The sequence below is a fragment of the Brevundimonas poindexterae genome, from assembly GCF_020524625.1.
GTDB lineage: Bacteria > Pseudomonadota > Alphaproteobacteria > Caulobacterales > Caulobacteraceae > Brevundimonas > Brevundimonas poindexterae_A.
Genome location: NZ_JAIVLL010000002.1, coordinates 808,535 through 825,529, shown reverse-complemented (window position 1 = coordinate 825,529; position 16,995 = coordinate 808,535). Strand labels below are relative to the sequence as shown.

The window sequence follows — 16,995 nt, the reverse complement described above, 5'->3', positions numbered from 1 at the left end:
CTGGTCCTGTCCGATCTGTCGCCGCGTTATCCGCGATCCTGGGTCTCGGGTTATTCCGCCGGAGCGGCCTTGGTGTCCTGGCCGCCGAACAGACCAACCCGCATATCCGTCGCCGTATAGATAGGCGTTCCGTCGGCTTCGAGAACCCCGTCGGCGATTCCCATGACCAGCCGGCGATTGATGACCCGCTTCAGGTCGATCTTGTAGACCACCTTCTTGACGTCGGGCTGGACCTGGCCGGTGAATTTGACCTCGCCGACGCCCAGGGCGCGGCCCTTGCCGGGGCCTCCGATCCAGCCGAGGTAGAAGCCGACCAGCTGCCACATGGCGTCCAGTCCGAGGCAGCCCGGCATGACCGGGTCGCCGATGAAGTGGCATTTGAAGAACCAGAGGTCCGGATTGACGTCCAACTCGGCCTCGACATAGCCCTTGCCGTGCACGCCGCCGTCGTCGCTGATCCGGGTAATGCGATCGAACATCAGCATCGGCGGGGCCGGCAGCTGGGCATTGCCCGGCCCGAAAAGCTCACCCCGGCCCGAGGCCAGCAGGGCCTCGTAATCATAGGAAGACTGGCGTTCAAACTGGCTCAAGACGGCCTCCGTATGCTGAGCGGCGGGCGTGGCACGTGAAATCGCCCCGGTCAACCGGCAAGGCTTGATGCCGGACGGGCTCAGCGGCGGCCGGGCGCCGGGCCTGCGGGCCGGTTGGCCTCGCACAGGGGCTCGCTCTGGGTGCCGAACACGGCGGCTTCGCGCACCCAACCGCGCACGCGACCCGAGCGCACCTCGCACCAGCCCTCCTCGCAGCCGGTGACCGGCACCAGCGCATGCGGCGAGAGCCTTGCGCGCACGCCGGCGTCGTCGCGACGGCCCGTGCGCACCTCGATCGCCGCCTCGCCCGTATTCAGCACGGTGCGGCGCCCCGAGGTGGTGCTGCGGTGAACCCAGACCAGCGAACCCTCCGGATCGCAGATCTTGCGCCATTCGAACGTCTCGGCGACCACCTGCACCGGCAGGCCTGCCACGCGATAGGTCCAGAGGATTTCATGGTCGAGGCCGGGGCCTTTTCGGGCATGGACCTCATTGGCCTTCAGCGTGATCCAGCGGGGCACGGGATAGCTGCTCGGCGTCGGCCGCCCGTCGGGCCGCGTGGCCTGGGCGGACAGCATCAGGAACAGGCCAAGCGCGGTCGCGGCGACGCCGCCGATCCGGCGCCCCCTTTGGCCTCGGGTCCGGGGTTTGCTAGACACCCTTTCCATTCCGCTCCTGTCCTCCGGATTCAAAGTCCCCGCCAATGTCGAGCCGCAGACTTAAGGTCGTGTTAACCAGACGCCTGCCGGACGCGGTGGAGACGCGCCTTCGGGAGCTTTTCGACACCGAGCTGAACCTCAAGGACCAGCCGTTCGACCGCTCGGCCCTGGAGGATGCCGTCGGCCGGGCCGATGTGCTGGTGCCCACCATCACCGACCGGATCGATGCCGACCTGATCGGGAAGGCCGGCGAGTCGCTGAAAATGATCGCCAATTTCGGCGCGGGCGTCGACCATATCGATGTCGAGGCAGCCGTCGGGCGCGGGCTGATCGTCACCAATACACCGGGGGTCCTGACCGAGGACACGGCCGATCTGGCCATGGGGCTGATCCTGGCGGTCAGCCGGCGGCTCGTGGAAGGGGCAAGCGTTGTCCAGAAAGGGGAATTCTCGGGCTGGACGCCGACCTGGATGTGCGGTCGCAAGCTGTGGGGCAAGCGACTTGGCATCGTCGGCATGGGCCGGATCGGCCAGGCGCTGGCGCGGCGGGCCCGCGCGTTTGGCATGCAGGTCCACTATCACAACCGCAAACCCCTCAGCCCCATGGTCGTAGAGGATCTCCAGGCGACGTACTGGGACGACCTCGATGACATGCTGCCCCGTATGGACATTGTTTCGCTGAACTGTCCGGCGACGCGCGAGACCCACCATCTGATGGATGCCCGGCGCCTCGGCCTGCTGGCGCCGCATGCCATCCTGATCAACACGGCCCGCGGCGAGCTGATCGACGAGGCCGCCCTCGCCGAGGTGGTCGGTCGGCAGGCGCTGGGCGGGGTCGGTCTCGACGTGTTCGAACAGGAACCCGTGGTCCATCCCGGTCTTCTGAACCGGCCCGAGGTCGTGCTTATGCCGCATCTGGGCTCGGCGACCCTCGAGTCCCGGCAGGACATGGGCGAGCGCGTGATCGCCAACATCATGACGTTCCAGAATGGCCACAGACCGCCCGATCGCGTCATTCCGGCCATGCTGTAACGCTTGACGCCCTTTGGCCTGCGTGGTCGATTTCCCCGGTTGTTTGGGGGGAAAGTTGATGAAATCCAGAGGTGTGACGGCCCTCGCGGTCCTGTCGCGGCGTCGGCTGCTGGCCACGGCTGCGGGCTTGGGCGGCGTCGGCCTGCTGGGGCTGCGGCCAGAGATGGCGCGGGCCGCAAGCCGGCGCCAGAGTGTCACGCCCTACCCTGTCGACGCCTTCTTCACCCCCGCCCGTACCCGCGCCGCGACCCTGTCGCCGGGCGGGACGCTGATTGCCGTGCTGGACCAGCTGGGGACCGAGGAGGAGCCGCACGGGGTCATCGACGTGCTGGACGCAAACGATCCGGAAGGCCAGCGCAAGCGCATCGACCTGGGCCCCACCGAGGTCGAGGGTATGGAATGGGCGAATGACGAGCACCTGCTGGTGCGGGTGGCCGTCACGGTCAAGGTCGGTCCGCAGGCGGTGACCGGGTCCAATCGCCGGACCACAGCGCAGGAAGTCACGTCCAAACGCCTGCTATCGGTCAGCGCAGTGACGGGCGAGATGGCCGTCATGTTCCAGGATGACCGGCGCCGGCTGCGCGCGTCCCGCGACCTCGGCTATGTGGTGGACCTGCTGCGCAACGACCCCGACCATGTGCTGATGGCGGCGTGGGAACGCGACGGCGTGCTGGGCCTGCACAAGGTCAATGTGGCGACCGGATCGGCCGACCGGATCGAGCGCGGCAGCTCGGGCACCATCGGCTGGGAGACCCAGGGCGGGGTTCCGGTCATCCGCTATGACGTCAATCCGCGCGGCACAGTGCTGACCGTGTCCGGGCGCGCGCCCGGGTCCAGCGCCTGGCGTGCGATCCGCCGCAACCGGATCGGCGACCTGCCGGAGTTCGAATGGGTGGGCGAGGGCGACACCCCGGGCACCATTCTGGTGACCGCACGCGTCGACGGCGAGGACACTATGGCGGTCCGGGAAATGGACCTGACGACGCTCGGCATGGGCGCCCCCATGGCGCGGCGCGACGACCGGGACGTCATGCATGGCGTGACGGATGCCGCCGGCCGCTATGTGGCCGCAGCCTTCTATGGCGAGCGGCTGGAGTATGACTTTGCCGATGCCTCGCTGGGCGCGCACCACCGGGCACTCAACGCCTTCATGGACAATGACTGCGACGTCTATCTGAACGATCTCAGCCGCGACCATAACCGGATGGTGGTGGGCGTGACCGGACCGCGCGAGCCGGGAGCCTGGTATTTCTATGACCGCGAGGCCCGGGCCGTGGTCAATCTGGGCGCCATTCGCCCGCTCGACTTCGAGCGGCTGGGCCTGACCGACACCCTGAAGGTGACGACGCGCGACGGGGCCTCGATCGAGGCCTATCTGACCGCCCCGCCGGGAGGCCAGCCCGGCCCGCTGGTGGTCCTGCCGCACGGGGGTCCCGAGGTCCGTGACCTGCGCACTTGGGACCGGCAGGTGCAGGTGCTGGCCGCCCAGGGCTGGTGGGTGTTGCGGCCCAATTTCCGCGGCTCGGGCGGCTACGGAATGACCTTTGCGCGCGAGGGATGGGGCCGCTGGGGCGGCCGCATGCAGGAGGACGTCGAGGACGCCATCGACCATGCCATCGCCCTGAAAGGGCTGGACGCGAACCGCGTGGCGATCATGGGGTCCAGCTACGGCGGCTACGCCGCCCTGATGGGGGCCGTGCGACGGCCCGACCTTTACAAGGCGGCCATCGCCATCTGTGGCGTCGCCGACCTGCTCGAGATGCTGGAATGGGAGCGCCGCGAGGACGATACCGAAGGGCGGCTGGTCTATGACTTCTGGACCAAACGCATCGGCGATCCGGCGACAATGGAGACCGAACTGGCCTCGGCCTCGCCCCGGCGACGGGCGGCCGAGATCGCCTGTCCGGTCCTGCTGGTGCATGGGGTCGACGATCCCGTCGTGCCGGTCATCGAATCGCGCCGCATGAAGGAGGCGCTGGACCGGGCGGGCAAGACGGCCGAGCTGATCGAGGTCGAGGATGCCGGACACGCCGACTGGCCGGCCGCGAAGGAGCAGGAGCTGGTGGAACGCTACATCGTCCTGCTGAAACAGGCCTTCGCCTGATTTTCAGCCGCAGACCGGGCAGGTCGGGTCCGCAGTGACCGTAACGGTGCGACTGCGCCCTTCCAGGGCACCATGGATCCACAGACGGCCGGTCAGGGGCTGGCCCGCGCCGGTCAACCACTTGATGGCTTCCAGCGCCGCCATACTGCCGACCAGACCGGCCAGGGCGCCCACCACGCCCACGCGGGCGCAGGTTTCGGCATCGGGCGGCACCTCGGGCACCAGACAGCGGTAGCAGGGCCGCCCCTCGAACACCCCGACCTGTCCGCTCCAGGCGCCGAGGGCCCCCGAGACCAGCGGAATGCCCGAGGCCACACAGGCTGCATTGACCGCCATCCGCGTGTCGAAGTCATCCGTGCCGTCGATCACCAGATCCCAGCCGACCAGACGCGACGCCGCGCTTTCCTCGGTGAGGCGTTCGGCAAAGGTCTGGACCGCGACATGCGGGTTGAGGGCCGTCAGTCGCCGGGCGGAGACCGCAACCTTGGGCTTTCCGATATCCGGCGTGTCGAACTGGATCTGGCGCTGGAGGTTGGACAGGGCCACCGTGTCGTCGTCGATCAGGCCCAGGGTCCCGACCCCGGCTGCTGCCAGATAGAGGGCCGCCGGGCCCCCGACACCGCCCAGCCCCACGATCAGCACGCGCGCGGCCTTGAGCCTCTGCTGGCCGGGGCCACCGACGTCGGCGAGCACCAGATGGCGGGCGTAGCGTTCGATCTCGTCTTCGGAAAAGGTCACGCCGCCTGTCTAGGACGCTTCCGCCCGTCAGGCGACAGCGAAGGTGCGCCTAGCCGTCGGTTCCGGTCCGGGCAGGCGATTCATCCTCCCCCCGGGCGCATTCGGCCAGCAGGGTTTCGGCGCGATCCACGGCAATACGGCCTTCCGACAGGTCGACCAGATCGAGACGCGTGTTCCATGTCTCCAGATGGCAATGGGCCATCGGCGCCCGGAAAAGGCGGTCGGCCACAGGACGGTCGGCCAGAACGCGCAGGTTCGCGTGGCGGGGATCCCCCGCGAGCCGCCCCATGAGCCGGTCGATGTCGACGCGTTCGCCCTCAATGACCTGGACGATGCGACCCGCCTCGATCGCGATCGCGCCCGTCAGATGGTCACGACGATTGTTGACCTCGGACACACCAAGGACCTGAGCCATGGACAACAGGCTGGTGCCGAGCGAGCCCATGGCGTCGCTCACATAGGTGAGGCGATGAAGCATTGAGTTCCCGTGGGGTGAGGTTTGCAGACGTCGACGCGTGCACTTGGAATATCATTTCAATGTAATGGTTTACAGGGGCAAAAATATGGCCGTCATTTGCCTGTTACATTTCAACCCCTTGAGGTTGCGAGCGGGCCATGTCGGCCCCATCTGGGCGGCCATGAACCAGACAGACGATTCCGCCTCTCACTCCGGCCCCGGCTGGCACGGGACCACCATTCTGGCTGTCCGCAAGGGCGGCACCACCGTGATTGCTGGCGACGGCCAGGTCTCCATGGGCCCCACCATCGTCAAGGGGGCCGCGCGCAAGGTGCGGACCCTGGCCGGCGGGCGCGTTGTCGCGGGCTTTGCGGGCGCCACCGCCGACGCCTTTACCCTGCTGGAACGGCTGGAGGCCAAGCTGGAGCAGTATCCGGATCAGCTGGCCCGTGCCTGTGTCGATCTGGCCAAGGACTGGCGGACTGATCGCTACCTCCGGCGGCTGGAGGCCATGCTGCTGGTGGCGGACAAGACCTCGATCTTCACCGTCACCGGCGTGGGTGACGTTCTGGAGCCCGAGCACGGCGTGGCGGCGGTCGGATCGGGCGGGAATTTCGCCCTGTCGGCCGCCCGCGCCCTGATCGAGAACACCGACCTCGACGCCGAGGCGGTGGCCCGCAAGGCCATGGCCATCGCCGCCGAGGTCTGCGTCTACACCAATGGCAATCTCACGGTTGAAACGCTGGGAGGCCGCGAATGACCGATCTGTCGCCCCGTGAGATCGTCTCCGAACTGGACCGCTTCATCGTCGGTCAGGCCGATGCCAAGCGCGCGGTGGCGCTGGCTTTGCGCAACCGCTGGCGCCGCAAACAGGTGGCCGAGCCCCTGCGCGACGAGGTGACGCCCAAGAACATCCTGATGATCGGGCCGACCGGCGTGGGCAAGACCGAGATCGCCCGCCGGCTGGCGCGGCTGACGGGGTCCCCCTTCCTCAAGGTCGAGGCGACCAAATTCACCGAGGTCGGCTATGTCGGCCGGGACGTGGACCAGATCCTGCGCGATCTGGTCGAGGCTGCGCTGGTATTGGTTCGGGACCGTCGCCGGGGCGAGGTGCGCGCCCAGGCCGAGCGCGCGGCCGAGGACCGGATTCTGGACGCCCTGGTCGGCGCGGGCGCCCAGTCGACCACGCGGGATGCCTTCCGCGCCAAACTGCGCAAGGGCGAGCTGGACGACAAGGAGATCGATCTGGCACTGGCGGATACGGCCTCGCCCGTTCCGGGTCTGGACCTGCCGGGCATGGGCCCGGGCGGCAATGTCGGCATGATCAATCTGACCGAGATGCTGGGCAAGATGGGCGGTCCGCGCACGAAGACCGTGCGCCTGTCGGTCAAGGCGGCCCATGCCCCGCTGATCGCCGAGGAGTCCGACAAGCTGCTCGACAATGACAGTCTGGCGCGCGAGGCGGTTCAGCTGGCCGAGACCGAAGGCATCGTCTTCATCGACGAGATCGACAAGGTCGCTGCGCGCCAGGACCGGGGCGGCGCCGACGTCAGCCGCGAGGGCGTGCAGCGCGACCTGCTGCCCCTGATCGAGGGCACGACGGTCGCCACGCGCTACGGCCCGGTGAAATCGGATCATGTGCTGTTCGTCGCCTCGGGCGCCTTTCACGTATCCAAGCCCAGCGACCTGCTGCCCGAGCTGCAAGGGCGACTGCCGATCCGCGTCGAGCTCAAGGCCCTGACCCGCGAGGATTTCCGCCGCATCCTGACCGAGCCCGAGGCCAATCTGATCCGCCAGAACCAGGCCCTTCTGGCGACCGAGAATGTGACCCTTGAGTTCACAGACGATGCCGTCGAGGCGATGGCCGACGCCGCCGTGGCGGCCAACAGCGCCATCGAGAACATCGGCGCCCGCCGGCTGATCACCGTGGTCGAACGGGTGCTGGAGGAGACCAGCTTCAAGGCCGCCGACCTGTCAGGCGAAACGATCCGCTTCGATGCAGAGGCGGTCCGCGCGCGGCTGGGCGATCTGACGGGTGACACGGATCTGAGCCGCTACATCCTGTAGCGCGCGGGCCCCGGCCTGTGGCCCCCGGGCCGCAGGCCAAAAACTTGTGGCCCGCAGGGGAGCCTGTTCAGGGGCTGGTCATTGAAGGGCCGTAAGGTCGGCCAGACTGGCTGTTTCCGTATGACCCCGCCTCGACCGGAAGGCATGGCCCATGATGAAGACCCCGCTCCGCCTGTTTCGCCGGATCATGCAACCGGACGAGCTCGACATGATCGAGCACTATGAGACGCGCGGCGAGCGGCTGGCGGACCTGTGGGTGCATCTGATCGGCCTCGGTCTGGCCGGTATCGGCGGCATTGTTCTGGCAGTGATGTCGTCCTTCTCGGCCGACAGTGCGGGCCTGATCGTGGCGACGGCGGTCTATGCCCTGTGCCTGATCGCCATGCTGACCGCCTCGACCGTCTACAACCTGACCCGGCCGTGCGCCGCCCGACCCCTGCTGCGTCGGCTGGACGAGGCCGCCATCTTCCTGATGATCGCGGGCAGCTATACCCCGTTTACGACCCAGCGGTTCGAGGGCGCCTGGTCGACGGGCTTCACCTTGCTGATATGGGCACTGGCGCTGGGCGGGGTGGCCGCCAAACTGGTGCTGCCGCGCCTGTCGGACGCGATCTGGAGCACCGTCTATGTGATCTTCGGCTGGCTGGCGGTGCTGGCGCTGAAGCCCATGCTCGACACCGTCCATCCGGCGGCCCTGATCCTGCTGGTGATCGGGGGGCTGGTCTATACCTCGGGCGTGTTCGTCTTCATCAGCCCCAAGGTGAAGTTCCGGCGCGCCATCTGGCACGGATTTGTCGTGGCCGGGGCCGGTGTGCACTGGGCCGCCGTGCTGGTCGGGGTGGTGCTGGTGCCCGGCACCTGAGGCCCTGACAGACGAGTCTGGCGCAAACCCGTTTCGCGCGCGATAGTGGCGGCGGTTTCACCACAAGGACATCAGCGTGACGGATGCCAAGCCCGGTGGCGACACGATCGTCATCAAGAAGTACGCGAACCGCCGACTCTACAACACGGCCACCTCCTCCTATGTGACGCTGGACGATCTGGCGGCCATGGTGCGCGAGGGGGTCGATTTCGTCGTCTATGACGCCAAGACCAACGACGATCTGACCCGCACCATCCTGACCCAGATCATCTTCGAGGAGGAAAGCCGGGGCGAGGCCCTGCTGCCCGTGCAATTCCTGCGGCGGCTGATCGGCTTCTACGGCGGACAGATGCAGGGCGTGCTGCCCAGCTATCTGGAGATGTCGCTCGACACCTTCTCGAAACAGCAGGAGCAGTTCCGCAGCCAGCTGAACCGGGCCTTCGGCACGGGCGCGGGGGCCGGGCTGATGGAGGATGTGGTGCGCCAGAACATGGCCATGTTCCAGCGCGCCATGACCCTGTTCCCGGGCTTCAACCCCTACCGCAGCGATACGGGCGAGACCGCGGAAGCACCGGTGGCACCGCCCGCCGCACCGCCGCGCGCGGAGGATGCCGCCCTCGACGACATGCGTCGCCAGATGGACGAGATGCGCGCCCAGATCGACCGCCTGGCCCAGGGCAGTGGTCGGGGGGCGAAGAAGGGCGGATCGGACCCCGCATGACCGACCGCATCCCGCCCGTCGGTCCTTCGGCCCCCGTCAGCGGTGCGGTCCCGGATCGTCGCGAGCGGCGGCGACGCGAGGATGAGCGGCGTCAGGCCGACCGGCGCGCCGAGGGCCGGGCACTGGTGCCCCGGGAAGACGATGCCGGGTCCCGGGATGAAGCTGCCGGTCCGGCGGCAAGCCCTGCCGCGGCCCACACCGTCCCGCCGGTCAGTGCCTCCGGGGCCTTCGAGGCGCAGATGCTGGGCCAGACCGGCGCCCGCAAGGGCCTGAGAGGCGGCCCGCCGGTGCTGGACGCCGCGCGCTCGGCCTATCTGGGCACCGAATATACGGGCGAGAAGGACCGCCGCCCGCCACCGGGCCAGGCCAAGAAGACCGAAATCTGAGCGCCTGACCGCGCGGCATGACCCTTGCTGGGTACGGGATCCCTGTCCCGTACCGGAGCCCGGACCATGCCGATGGCCACCCTCATGTCGCTCGTTGCCCGCACCACCGATGTGCTGATCGTGGCGCTGGTGTTCAGCGTGTTCGGCTGATCAGCCGCCGAAGTCGAGATCCTTGCGGGCGGCGATGATCGTCACGATGAAGCCCGCCAGCACGTCCAGCATGATCATGATGGTGATCAGGAAGAAGGTGGACGTGGCAAAGCTGGGGATCAGCAGGAACTGCACCAGACAGACGACGAACAGGATCATCGACAGGGCGTGGTTGATGATGGCGACCTTCTGGCTGGAGGTCGACTTCAGCAGTTCGAAGAACAGGAAGATCAGCCCGAAAAACAGGATCATGTCGCCGACGCCCACGCTCCAGCGTACGCCGGACGTCATGGGAATGCTGAAGACGGCCTGACGGAGCGCCGGATCGGCCCCGAGCGACGGATCCCCGCCGAGCAGGCCGGTCAGGACCACGACATTGTAAATCAGCCACGGCACGACCAGCAGCGGTACGGCAATCCACATAGCCTGTTCCCTCCATGTCCGCAGGGCGGACGTCCGCGCCAATATTGAGGCCGGTTAACCTTTCCGGCAACCCTGTTCCCCTGTGCCGTGTCCGGTCGCGGGCGCCCCCGAGCGCAACAGGTCTATGGTCCGGCGTTCGAACCGGCGCGGGTCAGCGGCCGCTTCGGCCAGCCTCTCCCGGTCCAGGGTCAGGGCTACGCGGCCGTCCACCAGCATCAGACCGGCGTTACAGACCGTGGCCAGGGTGCCCAGGTCATGAAGGGCCGTGATGAGCGTCAGCCCGTCGTCCACACGGACGCGCAGGGCCTCGCGCAGGTCAAAGGCGGCCACGGGGTCCAGCCAGTTGAAGGGCTCGTCCAGAATGACGCGCCGCGGCCCGCCGGCGAAGGCAAGCGCCACGGCCGCGCGCTGGCGCATGCCCGCCGAACAGTCGCCCACCCGGCGCGAGCACAGGGCCTCGATCCCCAGGGCGTCTCCGACCGGTCCCATACGTGCAAGCGCCGTGTCCGGGTCACCCCCGACCAGCTCAAGGAGATCGCGCACCCGCAGGGCTTCCGGGAGCCGGTCGGCGGGCGGGGCAAAGCCGAAGTGACCGGCCCGGGCGGTACGCTCCCCGGCAAGATCGACCCCGTCGATCAGGCAGCGTCCGCCAGAGAAGGGGAGGCGCCCGGCAATCGCCCGGAGAAGGCTGGTCTTGCCCGAGCCGTTGGCGCCGATCAGGCCGAACCAGCCCCCGGCCGGTACGGCCATGTCCACCGGCCGGATCACCCGCCGGCCCGACCGCTCGACCGAGGCCTGAAAGAGTTCGACAGCCGCCGTCATGACAGGCGCCACGTGGCCGGGATGGACCGCCGGGCCAGCACGCCCAGCACGGCGAGCCCAACAAGGGGAAGGGCCGGCGGAAAGGTCAGGCCGACAACCCCGCATACCGCGACGCACAGGCCGAGGACCACATCGGCCACGCGCCGGTCATGAACCCGGTAGGCCAGGATGCGCGCGGCCATAAGCACCAGCGCGGCCACCCCGACGCCGGCTATCGCGAGGGCTGCCAGCGGCAGGGACAGGACAAGGGCGGCCGGAAGGCTCAACGCCAGACACAGCAGCAGCGGCCGGGCCTGAAGCCAGACAATACGCTCTGCGGTGTATCCCGAGAGAGTCATGAACCGCACGACCGCATCATCCACTGTCGTCAGGGCGAGCGACGCGACGCCGACCATTATTCCGGCGAAGGCGGCGCCCCGGGCTGGATCAAAACCCCCTAGCAACGGCAGGATCAGGCAAAGCAGGCCCCCGATGACGGCTCCCGACACGGGTCGGTTCAGGAAGGTCTGAACCCCGAGTGGCATCCGCCCTTTCGCGCGCACACCCCCGGTGGGGAGGACGGCCCGCACGCCATGCCCGGCGAGCGCACCGGCCAGATAGCCGAACGGGGCGGCCAGCATGGCCTCGGGTTTCGCGATCAGGGCAATGATCATGACCGGGGCGACCGACACCAGATGGAGGGCCAGGCTGTAATCGCGGCGAGCTTCGGGGCAGAGCGCCTGCGCCGCCAGACTGCCGTCCGACGCCTGAAATTCCAGGCGCCTGTGAACCAGACCCGCCACGCCCAGTCCGCACAGGGCGGAGGCCCCGAGGGCAAGGCTGATTACCACGGCCAGCGGCCGACCCGAGAGGAGGTGGTGCAAGGCCGCCAGCGCCACGACCGTCACCGCCGCAACGAACAGCTGGTCGCCCCGACCGGCCAGGGCCAGCCGAAGGCTGTTCTTCGCAATCCGGCTGTCATGCCGGAACAGGGGGGCGCGAAAGACGCTCGCGATATCCATGCCTGCCCCCGTTTCGCCTATTCCCCGTCCCCGACCTCGGTGATGTGGCCGGGGTTCCGGGCCCGCGATTTCAGCCACATGACGCCGAGCAGGTCCGACAGGCTGGCCATCAGGCGCTCCCAGTTGGTGTATTTGGACTGGCCCGTGTCGCGCGCGCGGTGCGAGATCGGCAGATAGCGGTTCTGATAGCCCTCGCGGATCATCAGGGCCGGCAGGTAGCGGTGGATGTGATCGAAATAGGGAAGCCGCAAAAAGACGTCGCGGCGGAAGGCCTTGAGCCCGCAACCGGTGTCGTCGGCATCATCGCCCAGCAGGCGCTTGCGGATGCGGTTGGCCCAGCGCGAGGCCCACAGCTTGGCCCCCGTGTCCTGCCGCCGCTGGCGAACACCGCCCACCAGCGCAACCTCGGGCGGGGCGGCCAGCAGGGCGTCGACCAGCTTCGGCGCCTCTGACGGCGGGTTCTGGCCGTCGCCGTCCAGGGTCACCACCACCTCGCCCCGCGCGGCCAGCACGCCGGTGCGCACCGCGCGGCTCTGGCCCGCATTGGTGCCGTGGGACAGCACGCGCAGCGTGGGAACGCGCGCCTTCAAGCCCTCCAGCAAGGCGAGGGTCTGGTCGCGGCTGGCGTCATTGACCAGCACCATTTCATGGTTCCGGCCGGCGAAGGCCTCGGCGATTTCGGTGACCAGGGTTTCGACCGCCCCGGCCTCGTCATGCACGGGAACGACCACGGAGATGAGGGGCGCAGCGGCTGTCATGGCCGCTATCTAGCGGGTTTTGCGCGGAAGGGGGAGGGTCGCGCGCAGGACCGGTCACGCTCGCGCGAGGCGGCTGACGCAATCGGAAAGTGCGTGATAGAAGCGGAGCCATGACCGGACTGGATCTCGCCCATCGACTGCGCGGCTGGCGCGGCCTGGCCCTTGCCGCCCTGGTGGCGTTCGTCGCCGGCCTGCCCGGCCTGTTGCTGCTGCCGCCGCTGGACCGGGATGAAAGCCGCTATGCGCAGGCGACGTCCCAGATGCTGGAGACCGGCGACTTCGTCGATATTCGCTTTCAGGACGAGCCGCGCTGGAAGAAGCCCGTCGGCATCTACTGGATGCAGGCCGCTGCGGTCGCGGTGACCGGCAATGCCGAGAACCGCGCCATCCAGCCCTATCGCCTGCCCTCGCTGCTGGGGGCGATGATCGCCGCCCTCGCCTGTGCCTGGGTCGGCACAGCGGTCTTCGGCACCCGTACCGGCGTGCTGGCCGGGGCGATACTGGGGGCCTGTTTCCTGCTGTCGACCGAGGCCGGGATCGCCAAGACCGACGCGGTTCTGGTCGCCTGTGTGACCGCGGCGATGGCCGCCCTGATGCGCATCTATCTGGCGGTGCGGGCCAATGATCCCCCACGCCGACCGCACAAGCTGATCTTCTGGGGGGCACTGGGCCTGTCGATTCTGGTCAAGGGGCCGATCGGCCTGATCGTCATCGTGCCCGCCATTCTGGCCCTGTCGGTCTGGGACCGGGACTTCCGCTGGCTGAAACCGCTGGGCTGGGGCTGGGGACTGGCGCTGGTCGCCCTGATCGTCGGCCCGTGGGCGCTGGCCATCACGGTCGCCACCGACGGTGGCTTCTGGCGCGAGGCCATTGCCGGGGATCTGGCGCCCAAGGTGGCGGGCGGCCATGAGAGCCACGGCGCCCCTCCGGGCGTCTATCTGCTGCTGCTGCCCCTGCTGTTCTTTCCGGCCACCCTGCTGCTGCCGGCCTCGATCTCCACCGCCTGGCATCGGCGGACGGAACCGGCCATCCGCTTCCTCATCTGCTGGCTGGTGCCCGGCTGGCTGATCTTCGAGCTGACGCCGACCAAGCTGGTCCACTACACCCTGCCGACCTTCGGTGCGCTGGCGCTGCTGGCCGCCGTGGCCCTGACCCGGCCGATCGGCGCCCTCTCGCGCCGGGTGGGGGCGGTCCTTGGACTGGTCGCGGCCGGACTGATCGTGGCCATCACTGTCTATGGCGTGTCGAACTATGCCACCTCGACCGCCCAGACCTGGGCGGCGATCACCATGGTCTCAGCCGTCGCGGCCGCGGCCGTGGGGGGCTTCCTGCTCTTGAACAAGGCGCCAGTGGCGGCCCTGGTCACCGCCCTCGCCCTGGGCGTTCTCAGCCACACCGCCCTGTCCGGCACGATCCGGCAGCTGCGCCCGCTGGCCATCGCCCCACAGCTGACCAAGGTGCTGAAGGAGGCCAATCTGCATCCGCGTCAGGGGCTGACCACCAGCCCCGTGGCGATTACCACCTTCCACGAGCCCAGCTTTGTCTTCCTGACCGGGCGTACCACCCAGTTGACCGATGCCGAGGGCGCCGCGCGGGCGCTGTCCGAGGGACGGCCGGCCATCGTCGAGGCGCGCGACGCCGAAGCCTTTGCCCAGGCGGCAGCCCGGCTGGGCGTGACCGGCCGCGCGGTCGGCGAGGTGAGCGGCCACAACTATTCGACCGGCGATGACGTCGATCTGACCGTCTATGCGCCCCCGGGGGCCGATGTGCCGGTCGAGGGCGCGCGATGAGGCGCCGGATCGAGATTGTCGAGGTCGGTCCCCGCGACGGCCTGCAGAACGAGAAGACGGTACTGGAGCCCGCCGTCCGCGCCGAGCTGACCCGCCGGCTGGAGGCCGCCGGTGCCCGCCGCATCGAGGCGGTCAGCTTCGTCCACCCGAAATATGTGCCCCAGATGGCGGGCGCCGAAGAGGTCATGGCCGCCCTGCCCCCCGAGCCGGGCCGCAGTCGCATCGGCTTGGTGCTGAACGGGCGGGGCTATGACCGGGCCATCGCCACAGCGGTCGATGAGGTCAATGTTTCGGTCGCCGCCACCGACGGCTTCGGGCTGAAGAACCAGGGGCTGGACCGGGCCGGACAGCGGGCCATGGTCGAGGCCATCGTCGCCCGCCGCCACAATGCCGCCCCCGGGGATGCTGCGCCGTCGCTGTCGGTGACCCTGTCTTGCGTCTGGGGCTGCCCGTTCGACGGCGAGGTCAGTGTCGATCAGGTCGCCGACATGGTGGGCGCCTATGCCGCCATGGGCATTCGCGAGATCGCCCTGGCCGACACCATCGGCGCCGGCGACCCCTGGGCGGTCACCAGAAAGGTCGAGGCGGCGAGGAAGGCCGCGCCCGACGCCACCCTGCGCCTGCATTTCCATGACACCCGCAACACAGGCCTGGCCAACGCCCATGCGGGGATCGAGGCCGGGGTCGGCGTTCTGGACGCCTCGGTGGGCGGCATCGGGGGGTGTCCGTTCGCCCCCGGGGCCACGGGCAATATCGCCACCGAGGACCTGGTCTATATGCTTGAGCGCGGGGGCTTCGAGACCGGCTATGACCTCGATGCCCTGATCGAAACCGCCCGCTGGATCGGCGAGAAGATCGGCCGCCCGGCTCCCAGCGCCCTCAGCCGCGCAGGGGGATGGCCCGTCTAGGGATTTGCCTTGTCAGCCTGTTTCGTCTAACAGCGCCCTCCCGAAACCGAGACACCCATGTTCACCAGAAGCGCTCCTTCGTATCTGCCCATGTTGCTCGACCGCCAGCCGGTCGAGGGCAATGGCGCGTGCGCGGGAGGGATCTGGTAAGCGACTGGGCGTAACGGCTTCGGTTTTTTCCAACCCCTCCTGCTTCCGGCGGAGGGGTTTGTCATATCCAGACAGGCGTCCTCTGACCGGTTCGGGAGAACCAGACAGAAGAGGAGACGTCGGCCATGTCCGGCTATGACGTAATCGAAAGCGAGCGGGTGCCGATCAAGGCCTGGACCCGCGGGGTGCCGATCGAGGATGCGGCGCTTCAACAACTGAAGAATGTGGCCGCCCTGCCCTTCATCCACAAGCACGTCGCGGTCATGCCGGATGTGCACTGGGGCAAGGGCGCGACCGTGGGATCGGTGATCCCGACGGTGGGCGCCATCATTCCGGCGGCCGTAGGGGTCGACATCGGCTGTGGCATGATGGCGGTGCGGACCTCGGTCCGGGCCGAACACCTGCCCGACGACCTGTCCGGCATCCGGTCCGCCATCGAGGCGGCGGTGCCCCACGGTCGGACCGACAATGGCGGGCGCAACGACAAGGGCGCCTGGCAGTCCGAACCGCCGACGTCCGCGGCCACCCGGTGGGAGGCGCTGAAGGCCGGCTATGGGGCCGTGGTCGACAAGCACCCGAAAGCGGCGCATCCGCGCGGCTTTGGCCATCTGGGAACCCTGGGCACGGGAAACCACTTCGTCGAGCTGTGCCTCGACGAGGCCGGTGACCTGTGGGTCATGCTGCACTCGGGCTCGCGCGGGGTCGGTAACCGGTTCGGGTCCTACTTCATCGAGCGGGCGAAGCACGAGGCGCGGCGCTGGTTCCTGAACCTGCCGGATCAGGACCTGGCCTACTTCCCGGAAGGCTCCGAAGGCTTCATCGACTACGTCCGCGCCGTGTCGTGGGCGCAGAAATACGCCCGCGCCAACCGCGAGGTGATGATGGAGCAGGTGCTGGGTGTGCTGAAGGTCTTCTGGCCGGATCTGGAGACGACGCAGGAAGCGGTCAACTGCCACCACAACTACGTCTCGAAGGAGAAGCATTTCGGCAAGGACGTGTTCCTGACCCGCAAGGGCGCGGTCTCGGCGAAGGACGGTGAACTGGGGATCATCCCCGGCTCGATGGGGGCGAAGTCCTTCATCGTGCGCGGCAAGGGCAATGCGGACTCGTTCTGCACCTGCTCGCACGGCGCCGGTCGGGCCATGAGCCGGACCGAGGCCAAGCGCCGCTTCACGGTCGAGGACCACATCCGCGCGACCGAGGGCGTAGAGTGCCGCAAGGACGCCGAGGTGATCGACGAAACGCCGATGGCCTACAAGGACATCGATGCGGTCATCGCGGCCCAGTCCGACCTGATCGAGGTGGTTCACACCCTGCGTCAGGTGGTGTGCGTGAAGGGATGACGGGAGCCGGTTTCGCGCAAGCGGAGCCGGCTTTC

At 68.4% G+C, this 16,995-nt stretch carries 19 protein-coding genes; 11 read left to right on the top strand and 8 right to left on the bottom strand.

What is annotated here, in order from left to right:
* Window positions 1–50: 50 nt before the first annotated feature.
* Window positions 51–590 (bottom strand): 3-hydroxyacyl-[acyl-carrier-protein] dehydratase FabA, encoded by a 540-nt coding sequence (gene fabA, locus LC068_RS10400; protein WP_209118906.1) that lies wholly within the window; start codon window positions 588–590, stop codon window positions 51–53.
* 80 nt (window positions 591–670) lie between these two features.
* Window positions 671–1,258 carry an SH3 domain-containing protein gene (locus LC068_RS10395; RefSeq protein ID WP_226636936.1) on the bottom strand — a complete coding sequence of 196 codons (588 nt, stop codon included), beginning with the start codon at window positions 1,256–1,258 and terminating at the stop codon, window positions 671–673.
* Window positions 1,259–1,293: 35 nt separating this feature from the next.
* Between LC068_RS10395 and LC068_RS10390 the strand changes: the two genes are divergently transcribed.
* Together LC068_RS10390 and LC068_RS10385 are read left to right on the top strand one after the other, a co-directional pair.
* Complete coding sequence (locus tag LC068_RS10390; RefSeq protein WP_226636934.1) at window positions 1,294–2,280, top strand: 2-hydroxyacid dehydrogenase; 987 nt, start codon at window positions 1,294–1,296, stop codon at window positions 2,278–2,280.
* A gap of 58 nt (window positions 2,281–2,338) precedes the next feature.
* Entirely contained in the window at window positions 2,339–4,384 is a 2,046-nt protein-coding gene (locus LC068_RS10385) for an alpha/beta hydrolase family protein (RefSeq protein ID WP_226636931.1), read from the top strand.
* Between the two features lie 3 nt (window positions 4,385–4,387).
* Here the strand turns inward: LC068_RS10385 and LC068_RS10380 are convergent, their stop codons facing one another.
* Both LC068_RS10380 and LC068_RS10375 read right to left on the bottom strand, forming a co-directional pair.
* The gene (locus LC068_RS10380) at window positions 4,388–5,122 is read right to left on the bottom strand and encodes a HesA/MoeB/ThiF family protein (RefSeq protein ID WP_226636929.1); all 735 of its coding nucleotides are present in this window, start codon (window positions 5,120–5,122) and stop codon (window positions 4,388–4,390) included.
* Window positions 5,123–5,171: 49 nt separating this feature from the next.
* Window positions 5,172–5,600, bottom strand: a complete 429-nt coding sequence (locus tag LC068_RS10375) for a BLUF domain-containing protein (protein WP_226636927.1) — start codon at window positions 5,598–5,600, stop codon at window positions 5,172–5,174.
* Between the two features lie 160 nt (window positions 5,601–5,760).
* Here LC068_RS10375 and hslV point away from each other — a divergent pair, with 160 nt between their 5' ends.
* The 6 genes from hslV (at window position 5,761) to LC068_RS13815 (ending at window position 9,765) form a co-directional block, all read left to right on the top strand.
* The gene (gene hslV / locus LC068_RS10370; protein WP_226636924.1) at window positions 5,761–6,339 is read left to right on the top strand and encodes an ATP-dependent protease subunit HslV; all 579 of its coding nucleotides are present in this window, start codon (window positions 5,761–5,763) and stop codon (window positions 6,337–6,339) included.
* Window positions 6,336–7,646, top strand: coding sequence for an ATP-dependent protease ATPase subunit HslU (gene hslU / locus LC068_RS10365; RefSeq protein ID WP_226636922.1), 1,311 nt, complete (start codon window positions 6,336–6,338; stop codon window positions 7,644–7,646). Before hslV ends, hslU begins: the two co-directional genes overlap by 4 nt.
* A gap of 151 nt (window positions 7,647–7,797) precedes the next feature.
* On the top strand, window positions 7,798–8,508 hold the full coding sequence (gene trhA / locus LC068_RS10360) for a PAQR family membrane homeostasis protein TrhA (RefSeq protein WP_209118891.1): 711 nt from the start codon (window positions 7,798–7,800) through the stop codon (window positions 8,506–8,508).
* A gap of 76 nt (window positions 8,509–8,584) precedes the next feature.
* Window positions 8,585–9,229 (top strand): polyhydroxyalkanoate synthesis repressor PhaR, encoded by a 645-nt coding sequence (gene phaR, locus LC068_RS10355; protein ID WP_226636920.1) that lies wholly within the window; start codon window positions 8,585–8,587, stop codon window positions 9,227–9,229.
* Window positions 9,226–9,615, top strand: coding sequence for a hypothetical protein (locus LC068_RS10350; RefSeq protein ID WP_226636918.1), 390 nt, complete (start codon window positions 9,226–9,228; stop codon window positions 9,613–9,615). The genes phaR and LC068_RS10350 overlap by 4 nt, the downstream gene beginning before the upstream one ends.
* 24 nt (window positions 9,616–9,639) lie before the next feature.
* On the top strand, window positions 9,640–9,765 hold the full coding sequence (locus LC068_RS13815; RefSeq protein WP_264182289.1) for a hypothetical protein: 126 nt from the start codon (window positions 9,640–9,642) through the stop codon (window positions 9,763–9,765).
* Here the strand turns inward: LC068_RS13815 and LC068_RS10345 are convergent, their stop codons facing one another.
* From LC068_RS10345 to LC068_RS10330, 4 genes are read right to left on the bottom strand one after another with little or no spacing between them, the layout of a single operon-like run.
* Window positions 9,766–10,188 (bottom strand): hypothetical protein, encoded by a 423-nt coding sequence (locus LC068_RS10345; RefSeq protein ID WP_226636916.1) that lies wholly within the window; start codon window positions 10,186–10,188, stop codon window positions 9,766–9,768.
* A gap of 54 nt (window positions 10,189–10,242) precedes the next feature.
* On the bottom strand, window positions 10,243–11,010 hold the full coding sequence (locus tag LC068_RS10340) for an ATP-binding cassette domain-containing protein (protein WP_226636915.1): 768 nt from the start codon (window positions 11,008–11,010) through the stop codon (window positions 10,243–10,245).
* A complete protein-coding gene (locus tag LC068_RS10335; RefSeq protein ID WP_226636914.1) occupies window positions 11,007–12,011 on the bottom strand; it encodes a hypothetical protein in 1,005 nt (334 codons plus the stop codon). The genes LC068_RS10340 and LC068_RS10335 overlap by 4 nt, the downstream gene beginning before the upstream one ends.
* A 17-nt stretch (window positions 12,012–12,028) precedes the next feature.
* On the bottom strand, window positions 12,029–12,769 hold the full coding sequence (locus LC068_RS10330; RefSeq protein ID WP_226636913.1) for a glycosyltransferase family 2 protein: 741 nt from the start codon (window positions 12,767–12,769) through the stop codon (window positions 12,029–12,031).
* 110 nt (window positions 12,770–12,879) lie between these two features.
* Here LC068_RS10330 and LC068_RS10325 point away from each other — a divergent pair, with 110 nt between their 5' ends.
* The 3 genes from LC068_RS10325 to LC068_RS10315 all read left to right on the top strand — a co-directional run bounded on the left by LC068_RS10325 (window position 12,880) and on the right by LC068_RS10315 (window position 16,960).
* Complete coding sequence (locus LC068_RS10325) at window positions 12,880–14,559, top strand: ArnT family glycosyltransferase (protein ID WP_226636912.1); 1,680 nt, start codon at window positions 12,880–12,882, stop codon at window positions 14,557–14,559.
* Window positions 14,556–15,467, top strand: coding sequence for a hydroxymethylglutaryl-CoA lyase (locus tag LC068_RS10320; RefSeq protein ID WP_226636911.1), 912 nt, complete (start codon window positions 14,556–14,558; stop codon window positions 15,465–15,467). The genes LC068_RS10325 and LC068_RS10320 overlap by 4 nt, the downstream gene beginning before the upstream one ends.
* Before the next feature lie 275 nt (window positions 15,468–15,742).
* Complete coding sequence (locus LC068_RS10315) at window positions 15,743–16,960, top strand: RtcB family protein (protein ID WP_226636909.1); 1,218 nt, start codon at window positions 15,743–15,745, stop codon at window positions 16,958–16,960.
* Window positions 16,961–16,995: the final 35 nt, after the last annotated feature.

Coding starts and splice junctions, on each gene's coding strand:
- LC068_RS10395 (WP_226636936.1), bottom strand. CDS start 1,258: ATGGAAAGGGTGTCTAGCAAACCCCGGACCCGAGGCCAAAGGGGGCGC.
- LC068_RS10390 (WP_226636934.1), top strand. CDS start 1,294: ATGTCGAGCCGCAGACTTAAGGTCGTGTTAACCAGACGCCTGCCGGAC.
- LC068_RS10385 (WP_226636931.1), top strand. CDS start 2,339: ATGAAATCCAGAGGTGTGACGGCCCTCGCGGTCCTGTCGCGGCGTCGG.
- LC068_RS10375 (WP_226636927.1), bottom strand. CDS start 5,600: ATGCTTCATCGCCTCACCTATGTGAGCGACGCCATGGGCTCGCTCGGC.
- hslV (WP_226636924.1), top strand. CDS start 5,761: ATGAACCAGACAGACGATTCCGCCTCTCACTCCGGCCCCGGCTGGCAC.
- hslU (WP_226636922.1), top strand. CDS start 6,336: ATGACCGATCTGTCGCCCCGTGAGATCGTCTCCGAACTGGACCGCTTC.
- trhA (WP_209118891.1), top strand. CDS start 7,798: ATGATGAAGACCCCGCTCCGCCTGTTTCGCCGGATCATGCAACCGGAC.
- LC068_RS10350 (WP_226636918.1), top strand. CDS start 9,226: ATGACCGACCGCATCCCGCCCGTCGGTCCTTCGGCCCCCGTCAGCGGT.
- LC068_RS10345 (WP_226636916.1), bottom strand. CDS start 10,188: ATGTGGATTGCCGTACCGCTGCTGGTCGTGCCGTGGCTGATTTACAAT.
- LC068_RS10340 (WP_226636915.1), bottom strand. CDS start 11,010: ATGACGGCGGCTGTCGAACTCTTTCAGGCCTCGGTCGAGCGGTCGGGC.
- LC068_RS10335 (WP_226636914.1), bottom strand. CDS start 12,011: ATGGATATCGCGAGCGTCTTTCGCGCCCCCCTGTTCCGGCATGACAGC.
- LC068_RS10330 (WP_226636913.1), bottom strand. CDS start 12,769: ATGACAGCCGCTGCGCCCCTCATCTCCGTGGTCGTTCCCGTGCATGAC.
- LC068_RS10325 (WP_226636912.1), top strand. CDS start 12,880: ATGACCGGACTGGATCTCGCCCATCGACTGCGCGGCTGGCGCGGCCTG.
- LC068_RS10320 (WP_226636911.1), top strand. CDS start 14,556: ATGAGGCGCCGGATCGAGATTGTCGAGGTCGGTCCCCGCGACGGCCTG.
- LC068_RS10315 (WP_226636909.1), top strand. CDS start 15,743: ATGTCCGGCTATGACGTAATCGAAAGCGAGCGGGTGCCGATCAAGGCC.